This is a genomic window from Bacillus sp. ZY-1-1, assembly GCF_003047165.1.
Lineage (GTDB): Bacteria > Bacillota > Bacilli > Bacillales > Bacillaceae > Bacillus > Bacillus velezensis.
This window is the reverse complement of the sequence record NZ_CP027061.1, coordinates 2,124,825-2,138,785: the sequence shown is the minus strand read 5'-3', so window position 1 is coordinate 2,138,785 and position 13,961 is coordinate 2,124,825. Positions and strand designations below refer to the sequence as shown.

The window sequence follows — 13,961 nt, the reverse complement described above, 5'->3', positions numbered from 1 at the left end:
ATTTCCTGTTTATAAGACATTAAAAAACCCCCGATAAACAGGGGGCGATATTAAAATCTGACAGGCAATGTTTCAAGCCCTCTCAAAAACACGTTTTTTCTCCACTTTACATCCTCGTGCGCGCCTTTCAGCTCTATATTCGGAAACCGTTTTAAAAGCGAAGTAAAGGCAATGGATGCTTCCATCCGGGCGAGCGGAGCCCCGAGACAAAAATGAATGCCGAATCCAAAAGAGATATGACGGTTCGGTGTTCTCGCTATATTTAATGTATCAGGATCATCGAAATATTCCGGGTCCCGATTGGCTGAACCGATGCCGATAAATATCATATCGCCTTTTTTAATAGAAACATCTTTATAGGTGAAATCTTCAATCGCCCATCGATTCGCCATCATGATGACGGGAGAGGTGTAACGCAAAAGCTCTTCGACCGCCGTCTGGATATTTTCGGGCTGCCGCTTTATCTTCTCCATCTGGTCTTTGTGCAGAAGAAGCGCCAGGGTGCCGGAGCCGAGAAGGTTAACCGTTGTTTCAAGCCCGGCAACGACTAACAAAAACAGCATGGAATACAGCTCTGATTCACTCAGCTTTTGGCCGTCCTCTTCAGCGTAAATAAGCTTGCTTGTCAGATCTTCAGCGGGATGTTTTCTTTTTTCTTCGATCAGTGTTTTCATATATTGTTTAAATTCTTTGAGAGCCTGGTTGGTCGCATCTTGTCCGCTCTCTGACGTGTCGACCATCGCGTTTGTCCATACTTGAAATTTGGCGCGGTCCTCTTTCGGAATTCCGAGCAGCTCGGAAATGACGATAAACGGAAGCGGTGCCGCGAAATCTTTCATGATATCAGGGTCTGCTTTTGTTTCCATTTCATCCAGCAGCTCTTCTGTGATCTGCTCTATCCCGGTGCGAAGCTGCTCAATCATCCGGGGAGTGAACCCCTGATGCACCAAAGATCGAAGACGTGAATGATCCGGAGGGTCTTTTGCCAGCATATGCTCTGAGACAAAATCGATATCTTCGCTGACATTCAGCTTCGCGATCAGCTCCTTCGGCATAACCCGTTTTACATCTCTCGTAATTCTGCCGTCTTTTAAAAACGCCATACAATCATCATAACGCGTGATGAGCCATGCCGGAAAGGTGCCTCCGAAACGCTGCAGTTCGAATTTATGTATGGGGTCCTGCTCTCTGAATCTGCTTAAAACCGCAAAAGGGTCTTCGTGAAACTCGGGTGAGTGTGGGTGAAACATTGTTTTTTCCATCTGGATTTCCCCGCCTTCATGTTTTTGAAAAGACATAACCAACAGCCGGTGCCTGCCGACCGGACGGCATTCCTCCTTTTATCTGCCGAAGACACTGATCACAACGGCTCATAAGTATGTCTAAAATATATAAGGAAAAAGAAGCCGGTTCAATAGACAAATCGTAAAGCCGCCATTTTCGTTGATTATCAACAAAACAGCAAACTTTTTTTGCCATTTCATCATGTGTGTTAAATCCGGCTAATATACATATTTACGCTTCATATCAACTTCTTAAGGAGGATGTGAATGAATGCGTTTATGAAATGGGCGGCAAGTCTGCTTTTGGTGATCTCTCTTCAGTTCGGCCTTACGGGCGCCGGCATCCATTCGGACAGTGCTGCTCATGCTGCATCCCGATACGATCAGGTGCTGTATTTCCCGCTGTCAAAATATCCGGAGACGGGAAATCATATAAAAGACGCCATTTCGGCAGGTCATTCTGAGATTTGTACAATTGATCGGGGCGGAGCGGAGAACAGAAGGAAAGAATCATTGAAAGGAATTCCGACAAAGCCCGGGTTTGACCGTGATGAATGGCCCATGGCAGTCTGCACAGAAGGCGGGGCGGGGGCTGATATCAGATATGTAACCCCATCGGATAACCGCGGGGCCGGTTCATGGGTTGGAAATCAAATGAGCGGCTATTCCGACGGCACGAGAGTATTATTTATCGTTCAGTAACTTCTCCGGTTCGCCGGAGTTTTTTTATGCTTTGAAAAAGCGGCACGCCGGCTGGACATATGAAATGGCAAAGAGTAAACTTATATGTTGGAATCAGCATGAGAAAGGATTGGATCACATTGACAGTGACTACATACCGAAATATTGCACTTTTACTTCTTTGTTTAACAGCGGGAATTGTGGATGTGATCGGTTATTTAAGCCTGGGACATATCTTTACCGCCAATATGACGGGGAATATCGTTCTGTTCGGCCTGGCGATCGGCAACTCATGGCACCTTGCCGTACTCAAATCGTTAACCTCGTTAATCGGATTTATTGCCGGCGTTATTGCCGCGGCCCTGCTTGTGGGCAATAAAAAGAAATCATTCTGGCCCCCTGCGGTAACTGCCGCTTTAGCTATTGAAGGAGCTGTTTTGCTGCTGTTTGCTTTGTTCTCCTGCTTTTTTGCAGACGCCATTTCTGTTTATGTGCTGATTATGCTGCTCAGCTTCGCAATGGGAATGCAGACGACAGCCGCGAGAAAACTTGGTGTAGCGGGGATTTCCACGACCGTATTAACGGGAACGCTCGCTAATTTTTTTGAAGATCTCACCGCAAGGTTTTACAAAGCGGACAAGCGGAAGCAGTTTACGAGAGATGCTGTATTGCGCGCGCTTGCCTTGGTTCTGTATTGCTTTGGGGCGGTCATAGGCGCTTTTGCCGAACCGGATTATAAGTTTGCCGTGATCTGGCTCCCGATTATCATTATTTTAGGCATTATGCTTTGCGCATTCACGATGTTCCACGGATATTCTGAAGAAAAAAACAATAAAAAAACGCCCTGAATCAGCGGCGTTTTTTCTTTTTATTGCTCTTTCCGGGTCCCGATTGTATACACGGCCCGATCTGTATGTACCTTTAATCCGTCTTGCTCCTGTTGGATGGTAATGTCGCCGAGCAGAGGAATTTCATACGCATCTTGGGGAAGCGGGACATTTCCTTCCTCCGTATAGGTTGTGCCGTGCCCTTTTAAGACGAGTTCTTCATCCGCTACATAGTCATCGGGATGGTTTGTCCGGCGGACGAGAACGTCATCAAGGTGAAGCATGATCTGATCCATATCAGAAATCTCGTTTCGGCTGTCTGTCAGCTCTCCTTTTCTGATATCAAGCGTTTGTCCGATCTGTTTTTGCAGCCATTCAGACAATTCGGTGTTTGTAAGTGCCATTGTGATTCCTCCTTTTATCTACACCATACTTATTCCCTATTTTTTTAGAAATACACTGCCTTGCATTGATCTTTTTTTCTGACAGCCGGTTCTGACCTGTTCCGAGTTCCTTCATTATAAATGTTTCATCTATTCACCTGAAAAACGGAGTCATCTGCCGGTGCAGACGACCCCGTTCTCATGATAAAAAGGTTACTCTTTCGGCACGGCGTTTTCGGCGTTCACTGCGCCCGCTCCGTAAATGTTCGGATCTTCATTTGTCCATTGATCCGGACTTTGTCTGATCAATGTTTTCACTTCGTCAGGCGAAAGCTGCGGGTTTTGCTGAAGGATTAAGGCAGCGATGCCCGCACAGATCGGAGTGGCCATGGACGTGCCCGACAGACTGAAATACAAGGAGCCTACACGGTTTGATTTCTGTAATTTGTCAAGATATGAACGCGGAGAACGGAGAGATACGATATCGACCCCGGGCGCAAGAATGTCAGGCTTCTCTTTTCCGTACACCGTCGGGCCGCGGCTTGAGAAAGAAGCGACCGTATCGTCCTCATTGCTGGCCGTATCATTGTCATCATAGGCGCCTACCGTGATGACCTTCTCGCTGACACCGGGGCTTGAAATCGTTTGAGCTTCCGGACCGGAGTTGCCCGCGGCCACGCAGACGACGATTCCTTCATTCCATGCCTCTTCAACGGCCTTGACGAGCGGGTCGTCCGTTTCTTTATCATATTTGAGCGCATCTCCGCCCAGCGACATGCTGATGATTCTGATCGGATTCTTTGTGTGTTCTTTATTATATTGTATGCACCATTCCACACCTTCAATGATATCAGCCAAGGTTCCTGATCCTGATTTGTTTAAAACCTTGACTCCGATCAGATCGGCTTCCGGCGCCGGCCCCTGATATTTACCCGAAGATGAAGCGCCGCTGCTTGCGATATCACCGGCGCAATGGGTGCCGTGTCCGTTGTCATCATACGGTTCTGTCTTTTGGTTGACAAAGTCCGCAAATCCGATAATCCTGCCTTCTAAATCGGGATGCTGATAGATTCCGGTATCAATAACGGCGACGGTTACGCCTTTTCCTGTTAATACGGTGCCGTTACGGGTCACTTCTTTTGCATGAGACGATTCAGCTGCTGTATCAAGGAGAGCTTTTACTTCACGGTTTAAATAGATTTTACGGATATCCCGGCATTGCGAAAGAAGCATGTGAAGGGCGGACGGCGTGACTTCGGCGCTGCAGCAATTGATTGTTTGAAACTGCTTTTTTATGGTGCAGCGTTTTTCTTTTGATAAGACCTGTCCTGTGCTGTGAAAACCGGATTCATGGCAGCCCTCTTCAAATTCAATGATGACTGACATTTTCTTTCTGTTTTTCACCTTTTTTTCGAAAAAATTGTGTAAAAAGCAAGGTGTCCATTTGAAAGGTTTATATAACTGTAATACGTTTTCTCTGAGCGGCCAGTCCAGCTTATGAGCATTTGACCGCACCATTTGTACCATTGAGTAACCAAACATATATACTTTTCCTCCCATTCTGGCGATTCTCTCTATACCATATGAACAGGCCGTAAGTTCGGTCAGTTTGTTTGTCCTTCAGGAGCGCTGGTTACTTGCGGCTTTTTCAGGAGAAGAAATCGAGTCGAAACGGAACGTTTGTTCGTTTTGTAATGAAGCCGGCGGAAAGGAGTTTATACATGAACATCGTATTGAGACATTCCTTGGAAAAACAGCTTCCGATTGATATTATATATATGAAAAAAGACGGCTCCGTTTCAAAACGGACCATTATGATAAAAAAAGGGGATGAGGGGGCTGTAACGGCATTTTGCTGTACAAAAAGGCAGATGAGAACTTTTTTGACGGGCTCCATTCTGTCCTGCGCATTTGCTTCGGGAGGCGGATATTCATTTCTAAAAGCGTATTCTTGATGCCGTCCGTTTCCGGTCGTGAATCTCCCGCCCCTGAAAATTCGGGCGTTCCTCCCTTTTTTTTTGCCCTCTCTCAACCTTTTTTCACTGATGCCCGGCATTTGAGCGCTTGAACCGTGACAATCCATTGATTTTTCGAAACCGGGAAGTTTTTCACTGATGATAATGTTAATAGAATGTTAAGATAAGACCTATTGACAAAAATCCATATAATGAATATTTCATTTTTCAGAAAGGAGCAAAGAAGGAGAGCTGATGAAAAGAATTTTACTTAATGTCATCATTATCGTAGCAATGGTCTTACTAATAAGATGTGCTCATTATGCGTCAGACCCTGATCCCTCGAATTCTTCTGATACATACACAGATTTTAAAGATCTGGCTGAACATGAAGACCCCGATGATTATCATATATCGTACAATAAGAGAAAGGGGAGCCCCGTATTGATCATGTCCCCGCACGGAGGGAGAATTGAGGGCGGGGTGAGCGAGATCGTCCGCTCTTTCAGGGATGATTATTCAACCTACCTGTTTGAGGGATTAAAAGCGCATGATAACCAGACTCTTCATATTACGAGCACCAAGTTCGATGAGCCTTCAGCAGTCGAAAGCATTAAGCAGCACCATTATGTTATCGCAGTTCACGGTTATAAAGGCGACGAGAAAAATACTCTTGTCGGAGGAAGCGACCGGAAGCGGGCAAAAAAATTGGTGAGAGCTCTCAAACGAAACGGATTTCCTGCAGAATTGGCAACCTCAAAAACCGGTCTGGCCGGGGTTGACACCGAAAATATCAATAACCAGGCGCAAACCGGGCTGAGTATACAGCTTGAGATCAGCAGAGAACAGCGGGAAGCGTTTTTTGATAATTTTGATTACCGCGAAAGGGAATTCACAAAAACGGAGGAATTTTACCGGTTTGTCCGTACGATAAAAAGAGTGATCAATCAAGAGTATTCATGAGCTTAAAAAAAGACAAACCAGTGAAAGATGAGTAAACTGAAAAAAAGGAGGTTTGTCCCTTGGCAAAACATCACTTTTATTTAAAAGCAAATTGGCCCGGAAATCGCAATGACGTCGGCGATATTAAAAGCGGCCGGCTGGAAACCGCTGTGTCCATTCCTAAGGAAATGGACGGACCCGGAGAAGGCACAAATCCTGATGAAATGCTGCTTGGAGCGGCCGCGACCTGTTATATTATAACGCTTGCGGCGATGTTGGAAAGAAGCGGCCTGGATAAAGAAGATCTACATATGGAATCTGAAGGAATTGTAGACGTCACGAACGGTGTGTTCACGTACCAGAAAATCATTCACCGCCCGTTTATATTATTAAAGCCGGATGCAGCCGAAACGGACTTTACGCTCGCCAGGAAGTTAGCGCAAAAAGCGGAGTCCTCATGTATGATTTCACGAGCGGTCCAAGGAAACGTGGAGATGGAGCTTGAGGTTGAAGTAAAAGCTGCCCGCGCTTGACGAGTTCAAACGGTCAGCTCCGGGCCGTTTGATTTTTTTTAGCTTTTTGAGACTTGGAACGGTTCAGCAGGATGACGCCCGTGATGACAAAAATAAGCCCGATCATCATTTTAGCTGTCATGGCTTCCTTAAAAACAAAAAAGCCGACAATTGCCGTTAAAGCCGTGCCGACACCTGACCATGTCGCGTATGCGGCGGATAAATCAAGGCTTTTCAAAGAGAAGCTCAAAAACATAAAAGAGGCTCCGATTCCGGCAATGACGCCGAGAGCGGGCCATAAGTGCGTAAAACCGTCCGACAGCTTCAGCATCGAGCTTCCGAACACTTCTGATACAATGGCTAATGCCAGGCAGAGTAATCCTTTCATATCATGCTTCTCCTTTCTACCAATTCATCAGAATGACACCGGCCAATAAGAATACAAGTCCGATGACGGCCTGCTTGTCCAGTTTTTCATGAAACCATTTCGCTCCGATAATGGATGCGAGCACCGTTCCCGCTCCGCTCCATGTTGCATAGGATAAGCTGAGCGGAATGAGATTCAGTGTAAGTGAAAGCATATAAAAGGCCAATGAATAGCCTGCCACTACAAGCGCGCTCGGCAAAAACCGCGTAAATCCGCGGGAGACCTTCAGCATGGCCGCGCCGATTGACTCTGATAAAATAGCAATTGTGAGGAAGATATAACCCAGAATCATATCAAATCCCCCTCTCATCATAATCCTTATGCCTTTTGTTTAAGGCAGTAAAATAAAATAATATCCGAACTTTGCCCGCCAAGTCAAGACATTAGGCCTATATAAAAAGGCCCCTGAAAGGAGCCCTTTTTGATTGTCTTAGTAGTAATACGGATAGTAAGGGTAGCCGTAACCTCCGTACAGGTACGGATTGAATAAAGCGCTTCCGACAAGCCCCCCGACAAGCCCTCCGAAGAACGGTCCGCCGTAAAAACCAAACGGCCGTCCGAATCCATAACCAAACCAAGGCCGGCCAAATCCAAAACCCGGCCGCCCGAAGCCGAAGCCGAATCCGGGACGCCCGAACCCGAAGCCCGGCCGTCCAAACCCAAATCCGGGCCGTCCAAACGGTCTCATATCACTATCTGCTGCATATGTGTATTCTTCATTCATAATTTAGGTACCTCCAAGAATAAATTTGAGATGATAACAGAGTATTCAGCCCACCAATTTTTGATTGGGCATTTATCAAAAAAATAAAGGAGTGAGCTTTTGTGGGCCTGTATCAGTCCGATTGGTCAAAAAAACCTCCGCACACACACGCATACCGGGCTGTTACGGATGTAGTGCAGGGGCACTACCATATGATCGAAGGCTTTTCGCAGCCGGAGAACGGCAGCAATACAGATGAGCATACACATTTCTATACGGGCATCACCTCGTTTGAAAACGGCCATTTTCATAGGTATTACGGCATTTCCGGCCCTGCCATCCCGAGGGTTGACGGAACACATTACCATGAGCTTTCAGAGACCACCTTTGCCGCCTACAATGAGCCGATTCGGATCCAGCATGGCGGCGTCGTTTACGATCCGCGGGAGGAAGGACGGAAAACGCACCGCCATACGCTCAAAGGAAAAACGAGAGAGGTTGTCGGAAACGAGCCGATCGGGTGGTAGCGGACGTTTAGCGCTCAGGAAAAAGGGCAAAATGGATAGGTGCCTGAAGAAATGAATGCTATAATTAGGGGGAGATTTATAAAAGAGAGTGATACATATTGAAAAATAAAAAACAGCCTGTCGTCATACTCGTCGGACCGACGGCAGTCGGAAAAACAAAACTAAGCATCGGACTCGCGAAAATGCTGAATGCGGAAATCATCAGCGGAGATTCCATGCAGGTATATAAAGGGATGGACATCGGAACGGCCAAAGTCACCGAAGAAGAGACAGAAGGCGTGCCGCATCACCTGATTGATATTTTGGAGCCGTCCGACACTTTTTCAACGGCGGATTATCAGAAAATGGTGAGGGGAAAAATCACCGAGATTGCCGGTAGAGGAAAGCTGCCGATGATTGTCGGGGGGACGGGTCTGTACATTCAGTCCGTGCTGTATGACTATACGTTCACGGAAAACTCCGGCGACCCTGTATTCCGGGAGCGAATGGAGAAACTGGCGGCTGAAGAAGGGGCGGAAGCGCTTCATGCCAAGCTTGCGGCAGCCGACCCGGAAGCGGCGGCAGCCATTCATCAAAACAATACGCGAAGAGTCATCCGCGCGCTCGAAATCCTGCATGTATCGGGAAAAACAATGTCAGAGCATCTTAAAACCCAAAAACGGGAGCTGCTTTACAATGCGGTTCTTATCGGTCTTACAATGGACAGAGAAGTACTGTACGGCCGGATTAACGAGCGCGTTGACCTGATGCTGGAAACCGGCCTTCTTGACGAAGTAAAGCGGCTGTATGATATGAATATCCGGGACAGCCAATCGATTCAGGCGATCGGCTATAAAGAGCTGTATGAATATCTTGATGGAAAAGTGCCGCTTCCTCAGGCCGTGGAGCAATTAAAACAAAATTCAAGGCGATATGCGAAACGCCAGCTGACCTGGTTTCGCAATAAAATGCCCGTTTCATGGACAGATATGACGCCGCCTGTTGATATTGAGCAGAAAAAAAAGGAAATTTTCGAGTGCATAGCAGGAAAACTGGAAATTTAATCGAAACAGTATTGTATTGAGAACCAAGGAGGACGAAACATGAAACCGATTAATATTCAAGATCAGTTTTTGAATCAAATCCGAAAAGACAATACGTTCGTCACGGTGTTTTTACTCAACGGCTTTCAGCTTCGCGGCCAGGTAAAAGGCTTTGACAACTTTACCGTTTTGCTCGAAACGGAGGGGAAGCAGCAGCTTATTTATAAACATGCCATCTCCACGTTCGCCCCGCAAAAAAACGTCCAGCTTGAGCTTGAATAGACTTTTTGACAAAGACCATGAACAATGGTCTTTTTCTATGCGCGTCTGTATATTGCAGGCCGTATATCGGAAAGATAAAAGGGGGTTCGGAAAATCGTGTTCGAAAGTGAAAATGAACTGAGAAGAATCAGGATTACGCTCGTTTGGATCGCTGTTTTTTTGCTGTTTGGAGCTTGCAGCAATCACGAGACGGTGGTGACGGATGATGACGGCGGCTTGGCGGATGCCGAATCGCAGACAGAAGGCATGGTGCAGCTGGAACATAATCGTTTCGGCATTGTCGAGGGCGGTTATCTAAAAATATACCGCTATGATGAAAAAACGAATAAAATCGAACTGAAAAAAGAAACGGCGCTGGATGAGCTTGAATAAATTTCACAAGCGTTCGAATTTACAAAGCGGGCCGCACAAGCTACACTAAGTACTGACATTGATCATGCAGAGGGTGAGACGATTGAAACACAAGGTGATAATCAACCATTGGGAAGAAACTTGTGAAGATGATTCCTGCTATGAATATGGAACCAGCATCATCGTTGACGGCAAAGAACTGATCAGGGAGGCTTCCATCACAAGCGCTCTGAAAGCCGTACTGAAAGAAATCGGTGCTGATGTAGAGATTGAAGAAACCGTTGAAAGCGAAAAAAAATGTGATTCTTACAAAAAATAAGAATAAAAGTCTAGACTACTAAGCAGTTTTTTTTCATGTTATGATAGACATCGGCTTACACATGACACCTTGAGTAGGATGAGAGATGATTCTCGTTCTGCTCTCTTTTTTGGGCGTTAATCGGGCCGGAGCCAAAGTCCGCTCTTTCAAAAATATGAATTTTTTATAAATCGATCTCAATATGTTGTGTTTTTCTGAGAGGTTAGTATACTATATATAGTGTTAAGAGATTCATTATTTTTGATAGGTCGTGATAAGGATGGTTCAAATCATATTTGATTCAAAGACAGGGAATGTTCAGCGTTTTGTGAATAAAACAGACTTTCAGCTGATCCGCAAGGTGGACGAAATGGACCACGTGGACACTCCGTTTGTTTTGGTCACCTACACGACAAACTTCGGTCAGGTACCGGCATCAACACAATCATTTCTCGAAAAATACGCCCATCTCTTATTAGGAGTCGCTGCGAGCGGCAACAAAGTATGGGGCGATAACTTTGCAAAAAGCGCCGATACCATCTCTAGACAATATCAGGTGCCGATCTTGCACAAATTTGAACTCAGCGGCACATCTAAAGACGTTGAATTGTTTACTCAGGAGGTAGAAAGAGTTGTCACAAAATCAAGTGCCAAAATGGATCCAGTTAAATAACGAAATCATGATCCAACAAGATGGAAAATTCCAGTTTGATAAAGATAAAGAGGCTGTACATAGCTATTTTGTAGACTATATCAATCAAAACACAGTTTTCTTTCACGATTTAAAAGAGAAGCTGGATTATTTGATTGAAAACCAATACTACGAAGAGGAATTCTTAAGCCTTTATTCTTTTGAAGACATTAAAGAAGTGTTTAAGACAGCTTACGCTAAGAAGTTTCGTTTTCCTTCCTTCATGAGTGCGTTTAAATTCTATAATGACTATGCTTTGAAAACGAATGACAAGAAAAAAATCCTCGAGCGTTATGAGGACCGGATCTCAATTGTTGCGCTGTTCTTCGCAAATGGCGACACTGAGAAAGCAAAAGAATATGTGAATCTGATGATCAATCAGGAATATCAGCCGAGCACACCGACATTTTTGAATGCCGGCAGAAAACGCCGCGGAGAACTGGTGAGCTGTTTCTTGCTCGAAGTCAATGATTCCTTAAACGATATTTCACGGGCGATCGATATTTCCATGCAGCTTTCTAAACTGGGCGGCGGTGTTTCTCTTAACCTGTCCAAGCTCCGCGCGAAAGGTGAAGCGATTAAAGATGTTGAAAACGCCACAAAAGGTGTTGTAGGCGTCATGAAGCTTCTTGATAACGCGTTCCGTTACGCTGACCAAATGGGCCAAAGACAAGGCTCTGGCGCGGCGTACTTAAACATTTTCCACCGCGATATCAATGACTTTCTTGATACGAAAAAGATTTCTGCGGATGAAGATGTGCGCGTCAAAACGCTTTCTATCGGTGTCGTCATTCCGGATAAGTTCGTTGAGCTTGCACGTGAGGACAAAGCGGCTTATGTATTCTATCCGCACACGATTTATAAAGAATACGGCCAGCATATGGATGAGATGGACATGACGGCGATGTATGAGGAGCTTGTTGACAACCCGCGTGTCAAAAAAGAAAAAGTGAATGCGCGCAAATTGCTTGAAAAGCTTGCCGTTCTCCGTTCTGAGTCAGGTTATCCGTACATTATGTTCCAGGACAACGTAAACAAAGAGCATGCGAATAACCACGTATCAAAAGTGAAATTCTCGAACCTTTGCTCTGAAGTGCTTCAGGCGTCACAGGTTTCGGCTTACACAGATTATGACGAGGAAGACGAAATCGGCCTGGACATTTCCTGCAACCTTGGTTCATTAAATATTTTGAATGTCATGAAACATAAATCGATTGAGCGCACGGTGAAACTCGCGACGGATTCCCTGACTCATGTATCTGAGACGACGGATATCCGCAACGCGCCGGCAGTCAGACGCGCGAACAAAGCGATGAAGTCGATCGGTTTAGGCGCCATGAACCTTCACGGCTACCTGGCCCAAAACGGCATCGCTTATGAAAGCCCGGAAGCAAGAGATTTTGCGAATACGTTCTTTATGATGGTGAACTTTTATTCCATCCAGCGTTCAGCTGAGCTTGCGAAAGAAAAAGGCGAAACGTTTGAGCATTACGAAGGCTCCACTTATGCAACGGGAGAATATTTCAATAAATATATCGAAAAAGAGTTCTCACCGGCATACGAAAAAATCGCTGCGCTCTTTGAAGGCATGCACATCCCGACAATTGAAGACTGGAAAGAGCTGAAGGCGTTTGTCGCCGAAAACGGCATGTACCACAGTTACAGACTGTGCATCGCGCCGACAGGCTCCATTTCCTACGTCCAATCCAGCACGGCGTCCGTTATGCCGATCATGGAACGGATCGAAGAAAGAACATACGGAAATTCAAAAACGTATTACCCGATGCCGGGGTTAGCGTCTAATAACTGGTTCTTCTACAAAGAAGCTTATGATATGGACATGTTCAAAGTGGTGGATATGATCGCGACAATCCAGCAGCATATCGATCAGGGAATCAGCTTTACCCTGTTTTTGAAAGATACGATGACAACTCGTGATCTGAACCGTATTGATCTGTATGCCCACCATAGAGGCATCAAAACCATTTACTATGCAAGAACGAAAGATACCGGGCAGGACAGCTGTCTTTCTTGTGTCGTTTGATTAAAGGAGAGTTAACAGTGACAAAAATTTATGACGCAGCAAACTGGTCAAAGCATGAAGATGATTTCACCCAAATGTTCTACAACCAAAACGTAAAGCAGTTTTGGCTTCCGGAAGAGATCGCATTAAACGGCGATCTTCTTACTTGGAAGTATTTGGGTAAAAATGAGCAGGATACGTACATGAAGGTGCTCGCCGGCCTGACACTGCTTGATACAGAGCAGGGGAACACAGGCATGCCGATTGTGGCCGAGCACGTCGAAGGCCATCAGCGAAAAGCGGTTCTTAATTTCATGGCGATGATGGAAAACGCGGTGCACGCAAAATCATATTCAAATATTTTTATGACGCTTGCTCCGACTGAAACGATCAACGAAGTATTTGAATGGGTAAAGCAGAATAAATATCTGCAGAAAAAAGCGCAAATGATTGTCGGGCTTTACAAAGCCATTCAAAAAGATGATGAAATTTCACTGTTCAAAGCGATGGTTGCTTCTGTCTATCTGGAAAGCTTCCTTTTCTACAGCGGTTTCTATTATCCGTTATATTTCTACGGACAGGGAAAACTGATGCAAAGCGGTGAGATCATCAACCTGATTCTTCGTGATGAAGCGATCCACGGTGTATATGTCGGACTGCTGGCCCAGGAAATATTCAATAAACAAACAGAAGCGAAAAAAGCGGAACTTCGCGAATTTGCGGTTGAGCTTTTAGAAGAGCTTTATCACAATGAGCTTGAATATACAGAGGATCTCTACGACCAAGTCGGGCTGTCTCATGACGTAAAGAAATTCATCCGCTATAACGCCAATAAAGCTTTGATGAACTTAGGGTTCGATCCTTACTTTGAAGAAGAGGATATTAATCCGATTGTATTAAACGGATTAAACACCAAAACAAAATCACATGATTTCTTCTCCATGAAAGGGAACGGCTACAAAAAGGCGACGGTAGAACCGATTAAGGACGAAGATTTTTATTTTGGCCAAGATGAAGAGCAGATATAATATCTGCTCTTTTGGCTTGAGTGGAG

At 45.4% G+C, this 13,961-nt stretch carries 19 protein-coding genes; 13 read left to right on the top strand and 6 right to left on the bottom strand.

Annotation, left to right across the window (positions count from 1 at the left end; genetic code table 11):
* Positions 1 to 50: 50 nt before the first annotated feature.
* On the bottom strand, positions 51 to 1,262 hold the full coding sequence (locus C5I45_RS10900) for a cytochrome P450 family protein (RefSeq protein WP_057080788.1): 1,212 nt from the start codon (positions 1,260 to 1,262) through the stop codon (positions 51 to 53).
* A gap of 288 nt (positions 1,263 to 1,550) precedes the next feature.
* Between C5I45_RS10900 and C5I45_RS10895 the strand changes: the two genes are divergently transcribed.
* Both C5I45_RS10895 and C5I45_RS10890 read left to right on the top strand, forming a co-directional pair.
* Complete coding sequence (locus C5I45_RS10895; RefSeq protein ID WP_003154085.1) at positions 1,551 to 1,985, top strand: NucA/NucB deoxyribonuclease domain-containing protein; 435 nt, start codon at positions 1,551 to 1,553, stop codon at positions 1,983 to 1,985.
* Positions 1,986 to 2,044: 59 nt separating this feature from the next.
* Positions 2,045 to 2,812 (top strand): YoaK family protein, encoded by a 768-nt coding sequence (locus C5I45_RS10890; protein WP_025851167.1) that lies wholly within the window; start codon positions 2,045 to 2,047, stop codon positions 2,810 to 2,812.
* A gap of 20 nt (positions 2,813 to 2,832) precedes the next feature.
* Here C5I45_RS10890 and C5I45_RS10885 read toward each other — a convergent pair whose 3' ends face one another.
* Together C5I45_RS10885 and C5I45_RS10880 are read right to left on the bottom strand one after the other, a co-directional pair.
* A complete protein-coding gene (locus C5I45_RS10885) occupies positions 2,833 to 3,195 on the bottom strand; it encodes a protein YmzB (protein ID WP_003154082.1) in 363 nt (120 codons plus the stop codon).
* Between the two features lie 192 nt (positions 3,196 to 3,387).
* Positions 3,388 to 4,716 (bottom strand): serine protease AprX, encoded by a 1,329-nt coding sequence (locus C5I45_RS10880; protein ID WP_024085327.1) that lies wholly within the window; start codon positions 4,714 to 4,716, stop codon positions 3,388 to 3,390.
* Positions 4,717 to 4,895: 179 nt separating this feature from the next.
* Here C5I45_RS10880 and C5I45_RS10875 point away from each other — a divergent pair, with 179 nt between their 5' ends.
* The 3 genes from C5I45_RS10875 to C5I45_RS10865 all read left to right on the top strand — a co-directional run bounded on the left by C5I45_RS10875 (position 4,896) and on the right by C5I45_RS10865 (position 6,604).
* Positions 4,896 to 5,129 (top strand): hypothetical protein, encoded by a 234-nt coding sequence (locus C5I45_RS10875; RefSeq protein WP_031306556.1) that lies wholly within the window; start codon positions 4,896 to 4,898, stop codon positions 5,127 to 5,129.
* Positions 5,130 to 5,384: 255 nt separating this feature from the next.
* A complete protein-coding gene (locus C5I45_RS10870; protein WP_003154076.1) occupies positions 5,385 to 6,092 on the top strand; it encodes a poly-gamma-glutamate hydrolase family protein in 708 nt (235 codons plus the stop codon).
* A 59-nt stretch (positions 6,093 to 6,151) separates the two neighbouring features.
* Positions 6,152 to 6,604 (top strand): OsmC family protein, encoded by a 453-nt coding sequence (locus tag C5I45_RS10865; protein ID WP_015388205.1) that lies wholly within the window; start codon positions 6,152 to 6,154, stop codon positions 6,602 to 6,604.
* Positions 6,605 to 6,617: 13 nt separating this feature from the next.
* Here the strand turns inward: C5I45_RS10865 and erbB are convergent, their stop codons facing one another.
* The 3 genes from erbB to C5I45_RS10850 form a co-directional block, all read right to left on the bottom strand.
* Entirely contained in the window at positions 6,618 to 6,971 is a 354-nt protein-coding gene (erbB, locus tag C5I45_RS10860) for an SMR family multidrug efflux transporter EbrB (protein WP_107994387.1), read from the bottom strand.
* Positions 6,972 to 6,987: 16 nt separating this feature from the next.
* Positions 6,988 to 7,302, bottom strand: coding sequence for an SMR family multidrug efflux transporter EbrA (gene erbA / locus C5I45_RS10855; RefSeq protein ID WP_003154071.1), 315 nt, complete (start codon positions 7,300 to 7,302; stop codon positions 6,988 to 6,990).
* Between the two features lie 138 nt (positions 7,303 to 7,440).
* The gene (locus C5I45_RS10850) at positions 7,441 to 7,734 is read right to left on the bottom strand and encodes a hypothetical protein (protein ID WP_003154069.1); all 294 of its coding nucleotides are present in this window, start codon (positions 7,732 to 7,734) and stop codon (positions 7,441 to 7,443) included.
* A gap of 101 nt (positions 7,735 to 7,835) precedes the next feature.
* On the opposite strand from C5I45_RS10850, the gene C5I45_RS10845 reads away from it, so the two are divergent.
* The 8 genes from C5I45_RS10845 to nrdF all read left to right on the top strand — a co-directional run bounded on the left by C5I45_RS10845 (position 7,836) and on the right by nrdF (position 13,935).
* Complete coding sequence (locus C5I45_RS10845) at positions 7,836 to 8,240, top strand: YmaF family protein (protein ID WP_003154067.1); 405 nt, start codon at positions 7,836 to 7,838, stop codon at positions 8,238 to 8,240.
* Positions 8,241 to 8,338: 98 nt separating this feature from the next.
* Positions 8,339 to 9,283 carry a tRNA (adenosine(37)-N6)-dimethylallyltransferase MiaA gene (gene miaA / locus C5I45_RS10840; protein ID WP_015388203.1) on the top strand — a complete coding sequence of 315 codons (945 nt, stop codon included), beginning with the start codon at positions 8,339 to 8,341 and terminating at the stop codon, positions 9,281 to 9,283.
* Between the two features lie 39 nt (positions 9,284 to 9,322).
* Positions 9,323 to 9,544: an RNA chaperone Hfq gene (gene hfq, locus C5I45_RS10835; RefSeq protein WP_003154064.1), complete on the top strand. Its 222-nt coding sequence runs from the start codon at positions 9,323 to 9,325 to the stop codon at positions 9,542 to 9,544.
* A 96-nt stretch (positions 9,545 to 9,640) separates the two neighbouring features.
* Positions 9,641 to 9,916, top strand: coding sequence for a YmzC family protein (locus C5I45_RS10830; protein ID WP_024085330.1), 276 nt, complete (start codon positions 9,641 to 9,643; stop codon positions 9,914 to 9,916).
* Positions 9,917 to 9,998: 82 nt separating this feature from the next.
* The gene (locus C5I45_RS10825) at positions 9,999 to 10,214 is read left to right on the top strand and encodes a hypothetical protein (protein WP_003154062.1); all 216 of its coding nucleotides are present in this window, start codon (positions 9,999 to 10,001) and stop codon (positions 10,212 to 10,214) included.
* A gap of 259 nt (positions 10,215 to 10,473) precedes the next feature.
* The gene (gene nrdI / locus C5I45_RS10820; RefSeq protein WP_014305044.1) at positions 10,474 to 10,866 is read left to right on the top strand and encodes a class Ib ribonucleoside-diphosphate reductase assembly flavoprotein NrdI; all 393 of its coding nucleotides are present in this window, start codon (positions 10,474 to 10,476) and stop codon (positions 10,864 to 10,866) included.
* A complete protein-coding gene (gene nrdE, locus C5I45_RS10815; RefSeq protein ID WP_003154060.1) occupies positions 10,826 to 12,928 on the top strand; it encodes a class 1b ribonucleoside-diphosphate reductase subunit alpha in 2,103 nt (700 codons plus the stop codon). Before nrdI ends, nrdE begins: the two co-directional genes overlap by 41 nt.
* A 17-nt stretch (positions 12,929 to 12,945) precedes the next feature.
* The gene (gene nrdF / locus C5I45_RS10810) at positions 12,946 to 13,935 is read left to right on the top strand and encodes a class 1b ribonucleoside-diphosphate reductase subunit beta (protein WP_003154059.1); all 990 of its coding nucleotides are present in this window, start codon (positions 12,946 to 12,948) and stop codon (positions 13,933 to 13,935) included.
* Positions 13,936 to 13,961 lie beyond the last annotated feature (26 nt).